Origin of the sequence: Bartonella henselae str. Houston-1 (assembly GCF_000046705.1) — a bacterium.
GTDB classification, from domain to species: domain Bacteria; phylum Pseudomonadota; class Alphaproteobacteria; order Rhizobiales; family Rhizobiaceae; genus Bartonella; species Bartonella henselae.
Genome location: NC_005956.1, coordinates 1,318,933 through 1,338,940 on the forward strand (window position 1 = coordinate 1,318,933; position 20,008 = coordinate 1,338,940).

The window sequence follows — 20,008 nt, forward strand, 5'->3', positions numbered from 1 at the left end:
CGTTCCATTATCAAAAGTTTTTTTAAGAAATGCGACCAATTTAGATCCATCTGCTCGTAATTTGATCAAAAAGCTTCTTCTGAACTCCTGATTTATGTTTCAATCATCCTCTGGCTTAGATAAGTGATGTACATGAGAAGCTTGTCTACAAAACAAATCAGCACTGTTTTATACAATTTTTGTACACGATACTCTCTATTTACAAAAGAAATCATTGAGTAACAACCCAAACATTACTCCAATGATGCGCCCTCAAGAGAGTACTTCTTAGAATTAAAACAATTCACTTTCACTTGGATTAATCGTTGACTGTAGTGGATCGTAAGTTTTTGATTGTTGATTTAAAATACTAGGTCTACTCTCACTATTCTGCAACACCACCACACGCGATCCAATAGGGACACGATCATAAAGATCAATGATATCTTGATTAAGCAAACGAATACATCCACTTGAAATAGCATGGCCAATTGACCACGACTCGTGTGAGCCATGAATACGGAAGAGTGTATCCTGTCCATTTTTAAAAAGATAAAGAGCTCTTGCTCCTAATGGATTATCGGGTCCTGGTGGCATTCCTCGTCCTAAATGACCATAACGTTCTGGTTCCCTGGCCATCATCGCCGCCGTAGGAGCCCAATTTGGCCATCGACGCTTACGCTGTACAACCCCCTCACCTTCAAATGCTAGCCCTTCCTTACCAACCCCAATACCATAACGCAAAGCTCTCCCATTTTCACCAATAAGGTAAAGAAAACATTCCTGTGTATCTATAACCAATGTTCCAGGTGGATAAGATGTATAATAAATCACCTGCTGACGCCAAAATTTTGGATCAATTGTCGAAAGATCAACAGCAGGTAAGAAATAAGGCTCATTCGTTACAGGTCCGTATAAGGCTCGTATTTCTTCCGGAATGTATAGAACCTGTTGAGAAGAAACAAACGACATATCTGAATGACGCGTAGCACACCCAACCAAAGCTAGAGGTGCTGCAATTAAAAAGGCACGACGAGATAACACTCTTTTATTTTCTCCGATTAATTCTTCATATAAACCTGCATACTATGAAAAACTTAGCACACTGTTAACGTTAATTGGGAAGTCTCTTATGATTAAAATCAAGATTTTTTAAAATGTGGTAAAAGGTAAAATAAAGACAGGTTATTTTTTAGCAGAGTTTTTTCTTCCTTACAGCAACAGAAGACTATGACTCTTCTCAAAATATGCTATAGAAATGCCAAAGAAACTTTATCTTGACTATAAAATCAATAAAGAAGAAGGCGCTCATGGGTTTTAAGTGCGGTATTGTTGGACTCCCTAATGTCGGTAAATCAACCCTTTTTAATGCATTAACAAAAACAGCCACGGCACAAGCGGCCAATTATCCTTTTTGCACAATCGAACCAAACACCGGAGAAGTTGCTGTTCCAGATTTGCGAATGGAAAAAATTGCATCGATCGCTGGTTCAAAAGAAATTATTCCTACACGCATCAATTTTGTTGATATTGCTGGACTTGTACGAGGCGCTTCAAAAGGTGAAGGTTTAGGTAATAAATTTTTAGCCAATATCCGTGAAGTTGATGCTATTATCCACGTTTTACGCTGTTTTCAAGATGACGATATTACCCACGTAGAAGGACGCATTGATCCTGTTTCTGATGCCACAACTGTTGAAACGGAACTCATGCTTGCCGATCTTGAAAGTCTTGAACGACGTATCGTACAAATCCGTAAACGTGCAACCGGAAAAGATAAAGAAGCTCTTACAATTCTTCCCGTAATGGAATCTGCCTTAAATTTACTGCATAAAGGAAGCCCTGTGCGGTTATTACTCGAGGAGATCTCTTCCGATGAGCGCCGCATCCTTGATAGTTTAAATCTTTTAACCTCCAAACCCGTACTTTATGTTTGCAATGTAAGCGAAAATGATGCTGCTCATGGCAATAGCTTTACCCAAACGATTGAGAAAATGGCAACAGAGCAAAACGCTCAAAGCATTCTCATTTCTGCTTCCATCGAAGCTGAAATCACTCAACTTAATGACGCAGAAGCCATAGAATACCTTAATGCTCTAGAGCTCTTTGAACCAAGTCTCAATCGCCTCATTCGCGCTGGTTACCATTTGCTTAACCTCATTACCTATTTTACCTGTGGACCCAAAGAAACACGAGCGTGGACAATTACCCGTGGCACTAAAGCACCTCAAGCAGCTGGTGTTATCCATTCAGATTTTGAACGTGGCTTTATTCGTGCCCAAACTATCAGCTACGAGGATTATATTGCTCTAGGTGGAGAAAATGGTGCAAAAGAAGCTGGAAAAGCCCGCGATGAAGGTAAAGAATACATTGTACAAGACGGCGATATCATGTTGTTTAAACATAATACCTAACGCACTCCATTTAAACACCTATATACCTCTCAAAAATCGTAAATATATGATAAACGTTCTTTTACTCAGCTTAACTGCCTAGAAACACTGTTTATATGGGGTAGAAATATGGAGAAAAATAATATCATTTCTTATCTAAAAACAAAGACAATAAACTCGAAACAGAGTTTCTTTCCATTTTTTCTAAACTCACTGCAACATTTGAAATAAAACTCATTGAAAATTGCAAGATATAAAGCAAAGAAAAAGCTTTAGACACATATTTCATGAAACGTGTAATGAAAAAAATATCAAAAAATCAACACAATGCTTAAAAAAATAAACAACGATACATGCATCCAAACACGAGATGCAACAGTATCACAATTAAAAGCACTTTTGGGATGAACAGATAACACTATGGTGTCTCTTTATACAAAAAGCGCAGATCGCAAAAAATTTGCCCTGGAAACGATAAAAAAGCTCCCTAAAATTATGGGTAAAGACAAAAAATGCAATAGAATTAATAACCATCCTCTTTACTACTACTATAAGCTATTGATCTCACTGCTATTTATTCCATTTAAATCAATCGAAACGAGAACAGCTTCTTCGATAAAATTGTTTCAAGACCTTCAAAAAATTCTCTTAAATAAAAACAGCGCTATTATAGAGTATGATAGCACTGTTATATTTACAAAAAACAGAAAGACAAAATTAGCGTGGCCAATGTCCTTCATATTTAAATGTTGGAGCTTCCTTCAACGAATCCTTTGTCGCATTCATAATAAGTTTCCACTTTCCATAATCATTTGTCATTTGCACTGTTTCTGGTGCAACGACCACATAACTCTCCCCTATACCAAGAAAACCACCAATAGCGATAACAAATCCCGTAATATTATTTTCACGCAAAATAATATCTTTTACTTCGCCAATATTTTCATTTTCTATATTATATACACTTGAACCAATAAGACTTGACGCAACAAAATCAGTTTCCAAAGGTGTAACATAACGCGCAAGCATATCTGACCCCATATGTACGATCCCCATTGAAGAAACCATCTCAGTTTTAGAATGCTCCACAAAAGACTGAGCGTACGCACTAGAAGCCATCAAAACTGTCATAAGAGCAGTAAATATAATTTTTTTCATTTTAACATCTCCGTTTTTACTTTACAAAACCTCAATGCATCGTAACCGGATTTGTTCCCTCATCTCTTTTAAGACCAATAATCCTAGCTTTTTTCTCTTTCAGCCTTTCTTTTCCTCCTCAAAATCTTCCTCTAAACTCCTCTAGCCCCGAACTTTTAAAACACAAACAAGCTCCACAAAAATAATTAAAAATAAAATAACACGAAAACTAGTTTTCTTATAAATCTCCATGTGAGGATCAGCTACCCACATCAAAAAAGCAGCAACATCGCGCACATAATGTTCAACCGTTTCTGAAGTTCCATCCTCACAGGAAACAAGGCCATCACTCAAAGAATCAAAGTGAGTGTGCCATAGCTAAAGTATTACCCACAAAGGATTATACCAATTGCGAGATAAAAAACGCGCTTGCTCCAAAATTTCTAGAGCTTCTGATAATAAAGGTACGTGAAATTTTGTTGTAGCATCACGCCTTCCTTGCATAGTCTCAACGGGGATTGTCCAATATAGCGCCGTCAATCTGCTCTTTATGAATATGACGCAAAGGATTTATACGCCCCCTGTAAGGATAAAGAGACGCAAAGCTAGTTGTGTTATGCTTGTTGTTTTGCAAAATATTTTATAAAAAGCCAGAATATCTCTCCAATCCATAGCGGGCATATTTTTAACTTTATAGTTTTTTTCCCAATAAAGTTTTTGCTATTCCCTGTAAATCAACATTTAAACCTAGCGCAGCAGCATGTTTGAAACAAAGATTAAGACGGTTTAGTGTTTTCTTCATCGTTACAGCTTTTGTATGCCAGATGGGAGCGAGAACATTGCATATCTCTGTTTATATAATCTCTGAAACAAAGAGATAGCCTCATTTGGGAAGAATATGAAGCTGTAAAGATAAAAACTATCTCCCAGCCTTACCATCACCGTTTAGTTCGACCTTACAGCTTTCAAAAACATTGAGGAGCAATATTTTTTTAATTAATAATGTGCAGAGTGGACATTGCCTCATGCTTTTGTTTCTCACTTTCTTTAATAGGATTACGCTCCTCATGCAAAACAGAATACCATTGTTTTGCTCATTTACGCTCTTATTTTAAAGAGATACCCGTCAGCGCACAAAAGCCCATTTCACGATCACGACGGCGCCCGTGAAGGATAATACCGTAAAAGCTATTGTGCACAACCTCTTTACACTTATGAAGAAGCAAACCAGCACCATCATTCTCTTTGCCAGCTCAAAATGTTAAGCCCTTACATTGAGACAATTCATGAGAGGCATTTTTACTCTTTTTTTGAAGAATTTTTATCCACATGACAATCCCACTTGTAACGTGCAAAGGAATGATTTTGAATGATTCACTATGAGAGGATTTAAGAGGAGAGAATCTTACGATATTTGGCGCTCTCATTCAAATTGAAAAACGATAGATTATCTTTATAAATCAATATATTACAATAAACAGTAAACCCCTTGCAAATCTTGGCAACTTAATGTCAGATGTCTTCTCATAATCCTACACACATGAAAATTTAGCACCACTCCACCCTTACTCCCATATCTTAACTTAAAGTGCATAGAGTCTCGAGAAGACCTGCTACCCTCTGCACAATATTTTCTTTCCTTGAAGAAAATATCCTCTAAACTTCACTCCAACAAATAGTGGCTTACTTTTTCTTACGCTTTATATCGACAACACCCTTTATTTTTTCTGCTCTTAGCATTCTAGGATTGAAGTTTTTCTATTCCAATCCTAAACGCAACTTTAACATTTTCAAGCAGTACAAGGCAATATCATCATATATTACTGCGCTATTTTATTGCCAAAATTTGAAAGCCATTTATGTTGAACAACATGAGTATCTGCACATTTACTTAACACCACAACAGTCTTTTTCAAAGAATATAACTTATAAAGAACTACTCTATTCCCCTAACAGTACGGTAGTTTTGCATCCGATCTGCTTCAACTCCTCATCAAAACCATAAAACACTTGCAACAAAAAATACCTATAAACTAAAGTGATTAAAATTGATTTTATAACTAATACATCCCTGCTTACCATTTCTATAACCAGTAAAAATCCTCATCTCAAAAGGCATTTAGGATCAACAATATTTTGCGAATAAAGATATCCTCAACATTCTCTAAAGAGGACATATATAACATTCTCCTAATCAGATAAATCCGTATCAGATAGAAATAGCCATTCTCATTCTTCCTGTTATTTTTTATGAATCACTATCTTTCTTATCTCATGATAAATTCGTGTGCGTAACTTTTTCTCCGAAATTTAAAGTGAATACAACTAAATGCAAAAAAATAGATGCTTCTCAATTCTATTTTTGGAACAAACCACAGAGCACCTTTACAAACACACAAAAAAAACCATACTATAGGGTGCATGACACTTCACATTGCTCTTTTTCAACCCGACATTGCTGGTAACACGGGAACGATTTTGCGCCTGAGCGCTTGTTTTGGTTTACATGTGCACATTATTGAACCTGCAGGTTTTAACCTGTCCGATCGTAACCTTAAGCGAGCGGGCATGGATTATCTGGAATATGCCTCGCTAGAACGACACATTGACTGGCCACATTTTATACACACCATGAAACAGTTTAACCGTCGTCTTTTGCTTTTAAGCACAAAAGCAGAAACATGCTATACGCAGATATGCTATCAAGAAAACGATGTTTTACTTTTTGGTCGTGAATCGGCAGGGGTTCCCAACTATGTTTACGAAGCCGTTAATGAAACATTAAAAATTCCCATGCAACCATATGCACGCTCTTTAAACCTTGCAATGAGTGTAGCTATAACAACAGGAGAAGCGCTTCGTCAAATTGGTTATTATAAAAAAAGAAAAACTTTATAAAAAAGATACAAAAACCTTATTAAAGGATTCAATATATTGATAAAAATAGTGATACATTGCGCATCGCCAATGGTTTTCAAAAGAGTGAAATCACTACATCTTTAAAAAACGTCGTAATACTCCTAAAAATTTCATACTCTTTTTGCTCCCAAAAACTCTAAAGGGGCATCATTAAAAGAAAAAAACTCTTCGAAAATATTAATATTATAAATTAATTTTTTCTAATAAGCTATTGCGATCTATTAAAAATCCGCTTTCAATCCATAGTGTTTCTAGTTCTTTGAGCTTTTGTCCTAAAAGCACGCCTTTAGAAAAACCTTTCTTCATCAAATCTTTACCACTAATAGGAAAAGTTGGAATCTGCCATTTTTGAGCAAACTGATAAAGCCTCATATAATCTTCTACTTTTTGCAAAGCTTCATTTCCCTTTAAAACATCAACATGGGCTGCGGCCAAAGAGAGGGACAATTGATCTAAAACCGGTTGTCGACCATGAAAATAAATCAATTTTTGCAAAAAATGATCTGAACAGTTTTGGCAAATAATTTCCAACTCTGCCCATTCTTTTAACCGCGTTTTTTCCTTATGAGATAAAGGCAAGCGATGCGCCATTTCATAAAGACGTACAGGATCAGGAGGAAGAAGACTTTCTAATCGCAACAATGGATCTACTTTCCAACCAAGATCCTGTTCTGTTTTCACAAGTGAATGAATCGCATCAATCCCCCATTTTTCTGTTTCAGGAAAAATGAGTGTCAAAATTCCGCTTTGGCGCATCCATAGAAGAGCACGTATAGGATTAGGCGCAGTGAGAAGTTTTTTCATTTCCCCCCAAATACGCTCAGATGAGAGTTTTTGCAGACCGTGTTTCAAACAAACGCATGCTTTCAACCCTTGTACATCAGGTCGTCCCGCCCCATACCAAGCAAAAAAGCGAAAAAACCGCAAAATACGCAGATAATCTTCACGAATACGCTTCTCTGCAATACCGATAAAACGTACTGTTCTGCTGGCAATATCGTCCAGGCCTCCCACTGCATCATAAAGGTTGCCAGCAGCATCACAATAAAGCGCATTCATAGTAAAATCACGCCGTTCAGCATCTTTTTGCCAATCACGACCGAAGGCCACTTTTGCATGACGACCATCCGTTTCAATATCAGAGCGAAGAGTTGTAACCTCGTAAGAACATGACTGAGAAACCACGGTAACTGTTCCAAAAGCAATACCAGTAGGAATAGCTTTAAATCCTGCTTCTTCTACACGCACTATAATCTGTTGTGGCAAACAGGTTGTGGCAATATCAACATCACTAATAGGTTGCTCTAACAGCTGATTACGTACCGCCCCCCCCACAATACGCGCCTCTTCACCGTCTAAAGATAAAACATGAAGCAGTTTTTGGATATGACTATGCTGCAACCAATCAACCTGTTTGAAATCTTGTCTTATGCTCACTCTTTAACCTTTCAAACAAATCGCCATCATTCTCTCAAACTGGTATCTTTATAGGACAATAGTTTTCCACGACATCCTTTATAAGATACACAGCACTCCTTAAAAGAGAGCTTTCTCTCTGTATTTGTGCACGAATATTAAAAAAAACAGCATATTACACTTCTTTTCTCGTCATTTTCTGCTACAAATCATAAAATATTCATTATCATAGAGAAAAAATCATTAATTTCTCTACAAATCGCCTTAAGGAATAAATATGAATCAGAGCGATGTATTATCTAATTCTATGAAACAGGCTACTATCAATAACGAAGCCCACGTGATTATTGATGATATTGATACAGCACACAAAGAATTAGATATCCTACAACAAGAAGTTGACAAAGTTATTTTTGGTCAAAATCATGTGATTGAATACGCTTTAACAAGCATTTTAGCTGGAGGACACGCCCTTCTCGTTGGTGTTCCAGGACTTGCTAAGACGCGTCTTGTTGAAACGTTAGGAATAGTATTGGGGCTTGATGAAAAACGCATTCAATTTACGCCTGACTTGATGCCATCGGACATTATTGGTTCTGAAATTATGGATTCAGATAAAAGTGGTAAACGCTCTTTCCGCTACCTTCAAGGCCCTATTTTCACCCAACTTCTTATGGCCGATGAAATCAATCGTGCCTCTCCGCGCACGCAATCAGCGCTTTTACAAGCTATGCAAGAATATCATGTTACCGTTGCAGGCACCCGTTATGATTTACCACAACCTTTTCATGTTCTTGCAACCCAAAACCCTCTTGAACAAGAAGGAACTTATCCACTTCCTGAAGCCCAACTAGATCGCTTTTTGATGCAAATCGATATTGATTATCCTGATCTCACCACAGAAAGGCGTATTATTCTAGACACAACAGGAGGAAAAAACCAAAATGCAAAACCGGTTCTATCAGCAAAAACGCTACAAAAAATTCAAAAAATTGTCCGCAAAATGCCTATCTCTGAAAATGTTGTCGAAGCCATTTTAAAGCTAGTCCGTTCGGCTCGCCCTCATAAAGAAAATAGCCTAGCAAACACTTATGTTGCATGGGGACCTGGTCCTCGAGCATCACAAGCACTTTCCCTTTGTGCTCGTGCTCGTGCTCTTTATCATGGACGTTTAAGTCCCTCTCTTGATGATATTGCAACATTGGCGTGCCCAGTATTACAACACCGCATGGCACTCAATTTTTCTGCACGTGCTGAAAATATAACCATCAAAGACATTATCGATAATCTTGTGAAAGATGCCCTCTAATGGCCATTGGCAAAAAAGTTTCAAAAAAAACTCCACTGTTACTCGCTGCCGATTCGCATAAAAATGCCGCTAAAATGCCGTGTTTTCTTTTACAAGCGCACCGTATTGCCAATACAGTGATAGCAGGATGGCATGGACAACGTAAACGCGGTAACGGTGAAAATTTCTGGCAATTTCGTCCTTATGTTGAAGGGGAATCCATTACACGCATTGACTGGCGCCGCTCAGCGCGTGATGGACATACTTACCTACGTGAACACGAATGGGAAAAGACACAAACAGTTTGGATTTGGCCTGATCAGAGCGCCTCTATGCATTATTGTTCGTGTTTTTCGCAAACTTCTAAAGACAATTACGCCATCATTCTTGCTCTTACATTGGCAACACTTCTTGCTCGCAGTGGAGAAAATATTGCTATCCCCACTTTAATGCCACCTACAATGGCTCCAAATGTCGTAGAACGTATGGCGCTCGCTTTGGTAAATCGTCACACAGAAAATCCATTTCCAGATTTTTCAACTATAACACGTTTTTCACATGTGATCATCATGAGTGACTTTCTCGATTCTCCAGAAAAGATCATCCAAAATTTAACAGTTTTGTCCGCAAAACAAATCACAGTGCATTTAATTGAAGTTGCTGACCCCGCAGAAGAGCACTTCCCCTATGCAGGCCATACAGAATTTTTTGATCCGGAAACGAAAGAAAAACGCATTTTAGGAAAAGCAGAAAACTCCCGTGAGCATTATTGCAAATTGTATCAAGCACGGCGACAAGAATTGACAAATTTTTGCACACGCCAAGGTTGGACTTATCATGTGAGTAAAACCGACCGTCCCTTAACAGAAGTCATTCTACGACTTGCAAACAAAATAGGGATCTCTCCATCCCACAATAGGAGGTCACTTTGAGTTTTGCTGCTCCCCTCCTTTTACTAGGGCTTTTATCCTTACCGATTATTTGGTGGTTGTTGCGGATAACACCTCCAACGCCGCGTAAAGAGCTCTTTCCCCCTTTACGCTTTCTGCCGAAATCAAATAATCAGCAGGAAGCCGCACATCGCACACCTTGGTGGTTATCGTTGTTACGATTAACCATAGCTGCACTCATTATTATCGCTTTGGCAAAACCCACCTGGAATCAAAAGCCAATTGTACTCTCCGGATCTCAACCACTTGCACTTATTATCGATAATGGATGGGCATCTACGAGAGAGTGGAAAAAACGTATTACTATCGCCGAAGACCTCCTCACACAAGCAGAAAAACAGCAAAAAAATGTTTATTTTCTTGCAACAGCCGAAAGTGATATTTTCAATATTGGTCCCTTACCTGCAAAAGTTGTAAAACAACATTTAATGCATTTGCAACCACAACCTTGGCCTATAAACCGTGTACGTGCACTAAAAAAACTTCTTGAAACAACCAAAGATAAACCTCTTGATATTGCTTATTTAAGCGATGGATTAAAAACAAACGAAGATGATCAAGCTTTTGCTCTCATCGAACAATTGAAACCCAAAACACTGTTGTGGTATCTTGCTGATATTTCCGACCTAACCGGCATAACAGCCATAGAAAATAACAATGGACTCCTCGCAGCACGCATCATTCGTGCAACCACACACGGAAAGAAAGTGGTCGTATTAAACCTTTATGATTTAAACAATAAACTCCTTGGCCGTTTTACGACAAACTTCAATGCCGGAGAAACAACAGCTTTTGTTCCTTTTAACCTACCACTTGAATTACGCAACGATATCGCATGGATAAAAATTGAAAACCATGCCCACGCCGCAGCCACTTTCTTAGTTGATAGCCATAATCGAATAAACCGCGTTGCTCTTCTATCACCAAGTGTCAATGAAATGACACAACCGCTACTTTCTCCGTTTTATTACATTATCAAGGCATTGCAAGGCCATGCGCAGATTATAACAGCAGGAGGAAAAGAGCTTTCCGTCGATATTGATCACTTACTCAAACAAAATCCATCTGTTTTTATCATGGGTGATATTGTCAACATGTCAGAAGAAGCAGAAAAAAAGCTTTCTGATTTTATCAATAAAGGGGGAGCATTCATCCGTTTTGCAGGAGAAAATTTAAGTGCTACAGAACACCATGATAGCCTCTTGCCAGTCCCCTTACGTCCTGGCAAACGTTTGCTTGGAAGTATCATGTCTTGGGCTAAGCCGCAAAAACTTGCACCTTTTACCAAAAATAGCTTTTTCTTTGATCTTCCGTTTCCAAAAGATGTCACTGTCTCACGACAAATTCTAGCAGAACCGAGCTCAGATCTTTTTGAAAAAACGTGGCTTAGTCTTGCTGATGGAACGCCCCTTATTACAGCGGCTAGTCGTGGTAAAGGCACAGTTATTTTTATTCATATTGCACCTGATCCCACATGGTCAAATCTTCCTCTTTCTGGTTTTTTTGCACAAATGTTGCAAAAACTCGTCACATTGAGTGCCTATGAAAATAAAAACTCAACACAAAGAAAAACAACAACAGTACAAAATCCTTGGAAAACATTAACCGCTGATGGAAAACTACAATCCCCTCCTTCTGATGTTGTTCCACTAGTCATTGATGCACAAAATCCAATTCTTGCCTCCTCTCATAACCCACCTGGGTTTTACGGCTTTAAAAATAATCTTTATGCACTCAATCTCTTAAATTCTTCATCGCGCTTGATGAAACAATCATCATTGCCATCTTCCTTAAGTAAGAATCCCTTATCCTACGATACAAAAGAGAAACATCTCACTGGTCTACTTTTAGGATTAGCCATCTTATTATTCGCTTTGGACCATTTTCTCATTTTATGGATGGGGGGCGTTTTTTTTCTCAATCAACGCCGTAATATGTTCCTTTTTCTTCCCCTGGCAATAAGTCTTATCGTCTTGTTCTCAGACAGTCCAATGTTATATGCGCAAGGAACAGAAAATCATGATGAAACCGCAGTACAAGCAGCTGGAGCAACACATCTTGCTTATATTATAACCAACAACTCTGAAATCGATGCAACGAGTAAGAGCGGGCTAGAAGCACTCAGTCAATTTATTGCAGAGCGTACAATGCTTTCACCTGGTTCTGTAACAGCAATTAATCTTGAGAAAGATGAGCTCGCTTTCTATCCTCTCATTTATTGGCCCATTGATTCTCATAGTTCTTTGCCAACACAAAAAAGTCTTGAAAAAATAAATAGTTTTATGAAACACGGAGGTACAGTTTTATTTGACACGCGCGATCAAATACAGACCGACCTCAGTCTTGAAGGCGCTGCCACCCCAGCTACACAAAAATTACGCGCCATTTTAAAGAGATTGAACATTCCAGCCATTGAGCCCGCATCAGCTGATCACGTTATTGCGCGTTCTTTTTATATTATGCCAGATTTTCCTGGTCTTTATCGTGGTTCACCTTTATGGATTGAATCATCATCAATAAATAAAAAAAACAACAACCCTCTTGGCTTCGGTGATAACGTAAGTTCTCTTCTTATCACCGCGAATAACTTTGCGGGTGCTTGGGCACTAGACGAAAAAGGCATGTGGAAATACCCACTTATTCCTAATGATCCGGTGCAACGCCTATGGGCATTTCGAGCAGGATTAAATATTGTTATCTATGTTCTTACCGGAAACTATAAAGCTGACCAAGTTCACGTTCCTGCACTCTTAGAGCGCTTTAACAAAGAAAGAAGGCAATGATACCATTTTTCACTTTTCAGCCTTTTTTGCCTCTCTCTTGGATTTTCCTATTAGGGGGGATATCGGCCCTTTTTGTGGTTATTGGCCTCATGACAAAGCATCAAGGATCTGTCTTGCGTCTTATGACATTGACCTCATTGATCGTTGTTTTACTGAATCCAATGATGATAAAAGAGCAACGGGAACCACTTAAAAGCACCGTAGGCATTGTCATTGATCGCAGCAAAAGCCAAACGTTTGGTACGCGTACAAACGACAGTGACGAAGCACGTGCACAATTAACCAATGCATTGGCACACTATCCACAATTTGAACCACGCTTTATTGACGCTGGAAAACTTTCTGATAACCAATATGCTCCCTCAACAAATTTGTTTCATGCTTTAACACAAGCAATATCGGATATCCCACCATCTCGTTATGCAGGCACAATTTTCATCACCGACGGGCAAGTGCATGATATTCCTGACATTTCAGACCTTCATCATAATGCGCCACTCAATGCTCTTATAACCGGGAAATCGGATGAATTTGATCGTCAAATCAAATTTATTTCTCTCCCTCGCTTTGTTCTTATCAATAAACCACAAAAGCTTTCGATCTTAGTAGAAGATAAAGGCCAACCGCAAAAATATCTCCCAAAGCAAGCAAATATTACTGTAAGCGTTAATGGACAAGAAGTTGGCCATTATTCTGTGACCCCTGGCATTATTTTTGAAACTGAAATCACTCTTCCGCATGCTGAAAAAAATATTATTCAAGTTGCAACCGATACACACAAAGGTGAGCTAAGCTTTGAAAACAACCGTGCCATAGCTACCATTGAAGGAATTAGAGAAAATTTACGTGTTCTTCTTATTTCCGGCGCACCTTACAATGGTGAACGGACATGGCGTAATCTTTTGAAAGGTGACTCAAATATTGATCTTGTTCATTTTACTATTTTGCGTCCTCCCAACAAAGCAGATAATACGCCATTAAGCCAACTATCACTCGTAGTTTTTCCTACAAGGAAGCTCTTTGTTGAAGAGATTGATAATTTTGATCTGATTATCTTAGATGGCTACCAACACTCTACTGTTCTCCCCTTAATTTATTATGATTATATCGCCCAATATGTACAAAAGGGTGGTGCATTGTTGATGGTAACAGGACCTGAATTTACCCAAAAAAATTCGCTTGCAAAAACACCATTAATAAGCATCCTCCCTGCATTACCCAATGGTGTTATTATTCAAAAGCCTTTCCGCCCTACGTTAACAAAAGAAGGCGAACGTCATCCTGTCACAAGAGGTCTTGCAACATCAACTCATCCAGCCTCTCAATGGGGACAGTGGCTACGACAAATTGCAATTGAAAACACACATAAAGGCATCTCCCTCATGAAAGGAGCAGATGAACAACCACTTTTGCTTCTTTCCCATGAAGGAAAAGGACGTGTAGGTATGTTACTTTCCGACGAAAGTTGGCTTTGGGCACGAGGCTTCGAGGGCGGTGGCCCTTATGCAGCTCTTTATCGCCGAATTGCCCATTGGCTTATGAAAGAACCAGAACTTGAAGAAGAAAAATTAAGTGTCACCAACGATCATCATCGTTTAACCATTCGTCGCCAAACGCTCAAAGATCATCCAGAACCAGCCGAAATAACCTTTCCCTCTGGAAAAAAAGAAAATATTATTCTTACCAAAGAGCAAGAAGGTGTCTTTATAGCAGCTATTAATACCGATGAAACAGGAATTTTTACCATCCAAAACGGTGATTTAACAGTCCTTTCTTCTGTGGGAATGCTCGATAATCTCGAATTGTTTGACTTAATTTCAACAGAAGAAAAACTAGCGCCTATCATTAAACACACTGGTGGGCACATCATGCGGTTACACCAAGGGAAAACAGAAAGCATTAATCTTCCTCCACTCAAACTGATTCGATCACAAGCAGATCCCTCCTCTTCCTTTTCGCGTTCCATTGTTCTGAAAGAAGCAACAGAAACCCGCTTAATCAAGAGCTTTTATTTTGCAATATTTTCTGGTTTTTTTGCACTACTCGCTTGTCTTTTACTGTTAAGCAGTATGTGGTATCGTGAAAGCCGTTAAAAAGTTTTAAGAATTTGTCTCAACTTTAAAATATAATGCATCTTTTTGCAGTGTTCTTTTTGGCGCTGTTTCTTTGTCCTTTGTGCTCTTGAATAGCGTGTCGTATCGTGAAAACCGTTTTAAAAATCCTAAAAAAGTGTGCAGCCACTTTAAAATAAAATCTATCTTATGGAAAAACAGGCAAGGTAATACATAACGCACCCATTTTTTTCATGGAGTGTATACAAGTCTCAGCCAGGAGATCAAGGACATTAGCAGAAAAAAGAAAACATTGCGAAATAGAATAAAGAATGCAATTGCTGGAAAACTTTCATAACTTTCAATTATAAAGACAGGCTTCTGTCGTGCTTTCCTACCTCTCTTTCATATTCTCAAAAGGAATGCCCCATACATTCCCTTCAATTTGATCTTTACAAATATGAGGCAAAGAAATTGTGCAAACATCTATAAGAATAAGCAGAGATAAAGTCAGATTTATTATTAATGTTGTTTTGCAGAGTATTTAAGAGAAAGCCTAAAGACTTTCCCAATCCATTGCTGGTTTATGGGGAATTTTATTAGCTTTGTTTGCCTTATAAAGTTTGTGTTTTAATGTTTTTCTGTAAAATCAACATTCAAGTCTAACATAGATGCATTTTAAAGACATACATTAAGATGATTCCTTACAAAACAAGCCGTTCCAACTTTCCTATGCCAGATTGGGGCAAGAATCTTGCGTATCTTTGTTTTGGTAATCGAAAATATGAAAAAAGCTTGATTGAAAAAGAATATAAAAGTGTAAAGGTAAAAACAATTCTAATCTTTCCCATCATTCTTGAATTCGACTTTACAACTCTCAACAATCTCCATGAAAATATCTTTTCAGTAATGGAAAGTACGCAATTGCTCACGCTTTGTGTTTATTGTGCTCTTTAATGAAGACAGTCTCTGACCATAAAACAGAACACCATTGTATTACCATTCATGCATTTGCTTTAAAGAAATATCTCTCATTTCTCCTAAATCAATCTCACAGTAACTGTAAAGGGTATAATACAAAAATATAAAAGCTATTATGTACGCACATCTTTACTTTACATTTATGAAAAGTCAAACCAGCACTATTACTCTCTTTACCAACTCCTAATATTGCAAAAGCCCTTGCATTGAGACGGTTCATAAAAGACATTTTCACCCCTTTCTTAAGTAATTTTTATCCACACACCAATCCCACTTATGAGATGCAAACGAATATTTTTTCTGATTCTGAATGTGAAATTTGAAATGAGAAATTCTTACGAACTTCAGAGCGCTCATTCAACGTGCAAAATGATAAGTTATCATTATAAATCAATATAATATTACAAACAATAACGCACTCTATCATGCACTTTTTGCCATTCAAAGACTCGTAAGATATGAATTATCCCAAGATTTTTATCACACTTTCGACATACTGTTTTTCGGTACAAATTCTTTTTTGCCTTCCCAAATGAAACAACCTATCTTATGTTCTTTTTATTGTTTAAATTGTTTTCAACGTTATGCTAACGCCCATGTTTTGTCTTGCCCACATATCGGATATGCATCTTTCACCTCTGCCAAAACCTTCCTTCTTCGAGCTTTTTGGAAAGCGCCTTACCGGCTACCTTAATTGGCAAAAAAAACGTAAAGGCCAAATGGCTACAAACACCCTAGAAACTTTAATAGAAGCTTTAAAAAAGAAAAACCCTGATCATCTTGTGATCTCTGGTGATCTCGTCAATCTTGCTCTTGATAAAGAATTTGAACAAGCACGCAATTGGTTACTTAACCAAGGTCAGCCTCAAAATATTTCTTTAACATTTGGCAATCATGATGCCTATGTCCGTGGAGCATTCCAAAAGGCCTGTACTCTTTTCCAACCTTGGATCACAGGAGATTTCCCACAAAAGAATGCCCCTCCCTTTCCTTATATACGCATTCGCAAGAATGTCGCTATTATAGGTGCTTCTTCGGCCATTGCGACACCACCTTTTCAAGCATCTGGTTATTTTGGCAAAATGCAAGCACAAGCTTTGTCACAACTTTTAAACGAAGCAGCAAGGCGCAATCTTTTTCGTGTCATCATGATACATCATCCCCCTTTTCATCATGCAACCTCCTGGCATAAAAAATTATGGGGTATAGAGCGTTTTCTAGAGGTTATCAAACACCACGGCTGCGAACTTATTCTTCATGGACATACTCACCTGCCCACATTGAATATTATTAAAGGAAAAATGGGAAAAATTCCTATTGTGGGTGTTGCTTCTGCAGCACAAGCTTTTGGCGATACCCCTCCCCCGGCAGGCTTTAACTTCTTTTCCATTGAACAGTTTAATCAACAATGGCACTGCCAGTTGCAACGCTATAGTCTTATTAATCAAAATAATGAAGTGGCGTGTACCGAAACAATTGATCTTTAACACTTTGAAAAAAACGAAATTGTAAAAGCACCAACAATACAAATATTGTTTGGTTTATATATCTTTAAACAATAATATAATTGAGAAAAAATCTCTTTATATAAAAGGAACAACTATTGTGCCAGGAGGCAACTTAGCTTCATTTTCAGGCTCTATATGAATAGAAATGCGTACATTATCAAATTCTGCTTGAAGAACACCTTCAATTTTATCGCAAATCTGATGTGCTTCCCCTACCGGCATTGCAGCTGGCACAACCAAATGAAACTCTATAAAAGTAACTCTACCAGCAACACGCGTAAGCAAGTCATGCACTTCAAGTGCACCATGCGCGTTTGCAGAAATAAGCTCACGAATCCGCATGGTTTCATTCAATTCAACGCCAACATCCATTAACCCCTGAACAGCACTGTTAATCACCTTCCATCCTTGCAAAAGAATATTAATAGCAACGATTATCGCTAAAATCGGATCCAAAATCCCCCATCCCCCTACAAAACCGGCAACCAAACCAATTAAAATGGCAAGTGAAGTAAAAACATCTGTTATGAAATGCATTCCATCAGCTTTAAGAGCCGGTGATCGATGGATTTTTCCCTGCCGAATCAAAACAAAACCCCATAGATAATTTATAACACTTGAGGCTAAATGAACAACAAGCCACATTCCCGGCTTTTGCAAGAGTTTAACGCTCGAAAGAGCAATCCATGCTTCTCTTAAAATTATAATTGCCGCAACAATGATCAGTACTCCTTCAAGAACAGCGGAAAAATATTCCGCTTTATGATGTCCAAAAGGATGATCGTGATCTGCCGGCTTCATACTTATTTTAACAGCCCACCATGCTGCCAAAGTCGCAAGAATATTGACGATTGATTCCAATGCATCAGAATAAAGAGCAACCGAACCAGTAATATGATATGCCCAATATTTCAAAGCAAAAACAATACAAGCAACGAAAATAGAGTATAAGGTTAAGCGCTGTATATTGATTTTTACATCCATAACCATACCTTCTTCTTCATAAAATAAGGAATAATACTTTCAAATGTATAATGATATTTTTGATATGTCGCCAATATTTCTTAATATCACGGAAGCTTCACAATATAAGAAATACCTCTTATAGCTTACCATTGCCATTTCCAAAAACTGCACTGTTACACGCTAAACATAACAACCAGAATAAAATGGATATGACTTAAAAAAGAAACAAGAAATTCTCCAATAGAAAAGACAGGTCATTTTACTTATCAATAGCGCTTTAGCTGCCTAAGAATTTTGCTGCCTTATAATTGAAAAATCATCTATTAACATCATAGTTATACAGTTATTTTATCAATTTTTTTATGAGCACCAAACCAATCAATATAATTGTGTACAGACCCAAAGGCCCCTGACCATTCACCAGTAACCTCGTTCTTAGAATGCCTCAAAAAACACCATGTACGCTAAAACACCCTGAAAAAAACTATTCAGGAAAGAAAAATGATTATTCCCTAAAAAGAATCTGGGCATTGGGGACCCAGATTCTTTTCCCTTAGGAATTAAGGGTATACAGAGCTTAGGAAATAGCGGGGACCCAAAACTCTGCACCCGACACGAAAACACTACATTGTGCCGCACTCGGTATTTTTATACTATACCTATAGTTGTATTTTGTCAACATAGATTCTACTATAAGTTTTAAAATAATGAAATTTTTTTGTCTTTCGCTTCAAAATAAAACAAATATTTAATCTCTGATAATTGAGAAAAAAACGTTAAAACCCCATATGCATTTAAATATCACAACAATTTACGAAACTGATGATCTCCGTCTAAAAGATTATCGCAACATTCGTGAAAAAGATTTTGTTGGACGGCAACACAAATTTATTGCTGAAGGTAAAGTCATCTTATCCACATTGCTGCATTCAAAAGAATTCCCTACTCTGTCCTTGTTCATGGTGAGAGAACGCCTTCCAGGAGTTATGCCCCTTTTAGAAGCAACCCAGCCAACCTGTCCCATTTACCAGGTTCCACAAAAAATTATGGATGATATTGCAGGTTTTCATGTTCACCGTGGAATACTCGGTATCGGTGAACGCAAAACACCACCATCGCTGGAAAAATTTTTACATGATTTTCCGAAAGAAGCTCTGATTCTGGTTTTATGTAGTATCTCTAATCATGACAATATGGGCGCCATTTTTCGCAACGCAGCCGCCTTTGTTAGTCAATGGCATTATCGTTGACAAAACCTCATGCGATCTGCTTTACCGGAAATCAATCAGAGTTTCTGCTGGCGCTGCTCTAAAGGTACCCTACCTATACGCAAGGTGCTGATATAAATGACATTATAGCAGCTCTTAATGATGCAGATTTTCATCTTTATGCCCTTTCCCCTTCTGCCCCATAGCACTCTCAAGCAAGCAAAAATAACAAAAAGGATAGCGCTTATTTTAGGAACAGAAGGTGATGGACTGTCAACTGATATACTAGAAAAATCAGATGCTTTACGGATTCCTATGGTTGACGGCTTCGACAGTCTGAATGTTGCCACAGCATCAGGTATTGCACTCACCCATTTTAGCGATCTTGATAAACTCTGCTAAAAAGGATAATATTTTAAGTTGTAAAAA

At 38.0% G+C, this 20,008-nt stretch carries 11 protein-coding genes and 3 pseudogenes; 8 read left to right on the top strand and 6 right to left on the bottom strand.

The annotated features are described in order from the left end of the window. Nucleotides 1-273 precede the first annotated feature (273 nt). Nucleotides 274-1,023, bottom strand: a complete 750-nt coding sequence (locus AYT27_RS06030; RefSeq protein WP_011181027.1) for a L,D-transpeptidase — start codon at nucleotides 1,021-1,023, stop codon at nucleotides 274-276. 266 nt (nucleotides 1,024-1,289) lie between these two features. Between AYT27_RS06030 and ychF the strand changes: the two genes are divergently transcribed. Next, nucleotides 1,290-2,393 (top strand): redox-regulated ATPase YchF, encoded by a 1,104-nt coding sequence (ychF, locus tag AYT27_RS06035; RefSeq protein ID WP_011181028.1) that lies wholly within the window; start codon nucleotides 1,290-1,292, stop codon nucleotides 2,391-2,393. 696 nt (nucleotides 2,394-3,089) lie between these two features. Here ychF and AYT27_RS06040 read toward each other — a convergent pair. From AYT27_RS06040 to AYT27_RS09005, 3 genes and pseudogenes are all read right to left on the bottom strand, one after another. Further along, a complete protein-coding gene (locus AYT27_RS06040) occupies nucleotides 3,090-3,530 on the bottom strand; it encodes a PRC-barrel domain-containing protein (RefSeq protein ID WP_011181029.1) in 441 nt (146 codons plus the stop codon). Nucleotides 3,531-3,671: 141 nt separating this feature from the next. Then, nucleotides 3,672-3,863: pseudogene (locus AYT27_RS06045) on the bottom strand (cytochrome c1); the annotation flags it as partial. Between the two features lie 54 nt (nucleotides 3,864-3,917). Then, nucleotides 3,918-4,806 (bottom strand): annotated as a pseudogene (locus AYT27_RS09005) (tyrosine-type recombinase/integrase); the annotation flags it as partial. Between the two features lie 1,124 nt (nucleotides 4,807-5,930). Here AYT27_RS09005 and AYT27_RS06060 point away from each other — a divergent pair. Beyond that, nucleotides 5,931-6,407, top strand: coding sequence for a tRNA (cytidine(34)-2'-O)-methyltransferase (locus AYT27_RS06060; RefSeq protein ID WP_011181030.1), 477 nt, complete (start codon nucleotides 5,931-5,933; stop codon nucleotides 6,405-6,407). 204 nt (nucleotides 6,408-6,611) lie between these two features. On the opposite strand, the gene AYT27_RS06065 is transcribed toward AYT27_RS06060, so the two are convergent. Then, entirely contained in the window at nucleotides 6,612-7,865 is a 1,254-nt protein-coding gene (locus tag AYT27_RS06065; RefSeq protein ID WP_011181031.1) for a CCA tRNA nucleotidyltransferase, read from the bottom strand. Nucleotides 7,866-8,121: 256 nt separating this feature from the next. Between AYT27_RS06065 and AYT27_RS06070 the strand changes: the two genes are divergently transcribed. The 5 genes from AYT27_RS06070 (at nucleotide 8,122) to AYT27_RS06095 (ending at nucleotide 17,384) form a co-directional block, all read left to right on the top strand. Then, on the top strand, nucleotides 8,122-9,153 hold the full coding sequence (locus tag AYT27_RS06070; RefSeq protein WP_011181032.1) for an AAA family ATPase: 1,032 nt from the start codon (nucleotides 8,122-8,124) through the stop codon (nucleotides 9,151-9,153). Further along, entirely contained in the window at nucleotides 9,153-10,064 is a 912-nt protein-coding gene (locus AYT27_RS06075; protein WP_011181033.1) for a DUF58 domain-containing protein, read from the top strand. The genes AYT27_RS06070 and AYT27_RS06075 overlap by 1 nt, the downstream gene beginning before the upstream one ends. Next, nucleotides 10,061-12,865, top strand: a complete 2,805-nt coding sequence (locus AYT27_RS06080) for a DUF4159 domain-containing protein (protein WP_011181034.1) — start codon at nucleotides 10,061-10,063, stop codon at nucleotides 12,863-12,865. The genes AYT27_RS06075 and AYT27_RS06080 overlap by 4 nt, the downstream gene beginning before the upstream one ends. After that, nucleotides 12,862-14,958, top strand: coding sequence for a glutamine amidotransferase (locus AYT27_RS06085; protein WP_011181035.1), 2,097 nt, complete (start codon nucleotides 12,862-12,864; stop codon nucleotides 14,956-14,958). Before AYT27_RS06080 ends, AYT27_RS06085 begins: the two co-directional genes overlap by 4 nt. A 1,523-nt stretch (nucleotides 14,959-16,481) precedes the next feature. Beyond that, the gene (locus tag AYT27_RS06095; RefSeq protein ID WP_011181036.1) at nucleotides 16,482-17,384 is read left to right on the top strand and encodes a metallophosphoesterase family protein; all 903 of its coding nucleotides are present in this window, start codon (nucleotides 16,482-16,484) and stop codon (nucleotides 17,382-17,384) included. A gap of 96 nt (nucleotides 17,385-17,480) precedes the next feature. On the opposite strand, the gene AYT27_RS06100 is transcribed toward AYT27_RS06095, so the two are convergent. Next, entirely contained in the window at nucleotides 17,481-18,389 is a 909-nt protein-coding gene (locus AYT27_RS06100; RefSeq protein ID WP_011181037.1) for a cation diffusion facilitator family transporter, read from the bottom strand. 770 nt (nucleotides 18,390-19,159) lie between these two features. On the opposite strand from AYT27_RS06100, the pseudogene AYT27_RS06105 reads away from it, so the two are divergent. Beyond that, nucleotides 19,160-19,981 (top strand): annotated as a pseudogene (locus AYT27_RS06105) (TrmH family RNA methyltransferase). The last annotated feature ends 27 nt before the right edge of the window (nucleotides 19,982-20,008 follow it).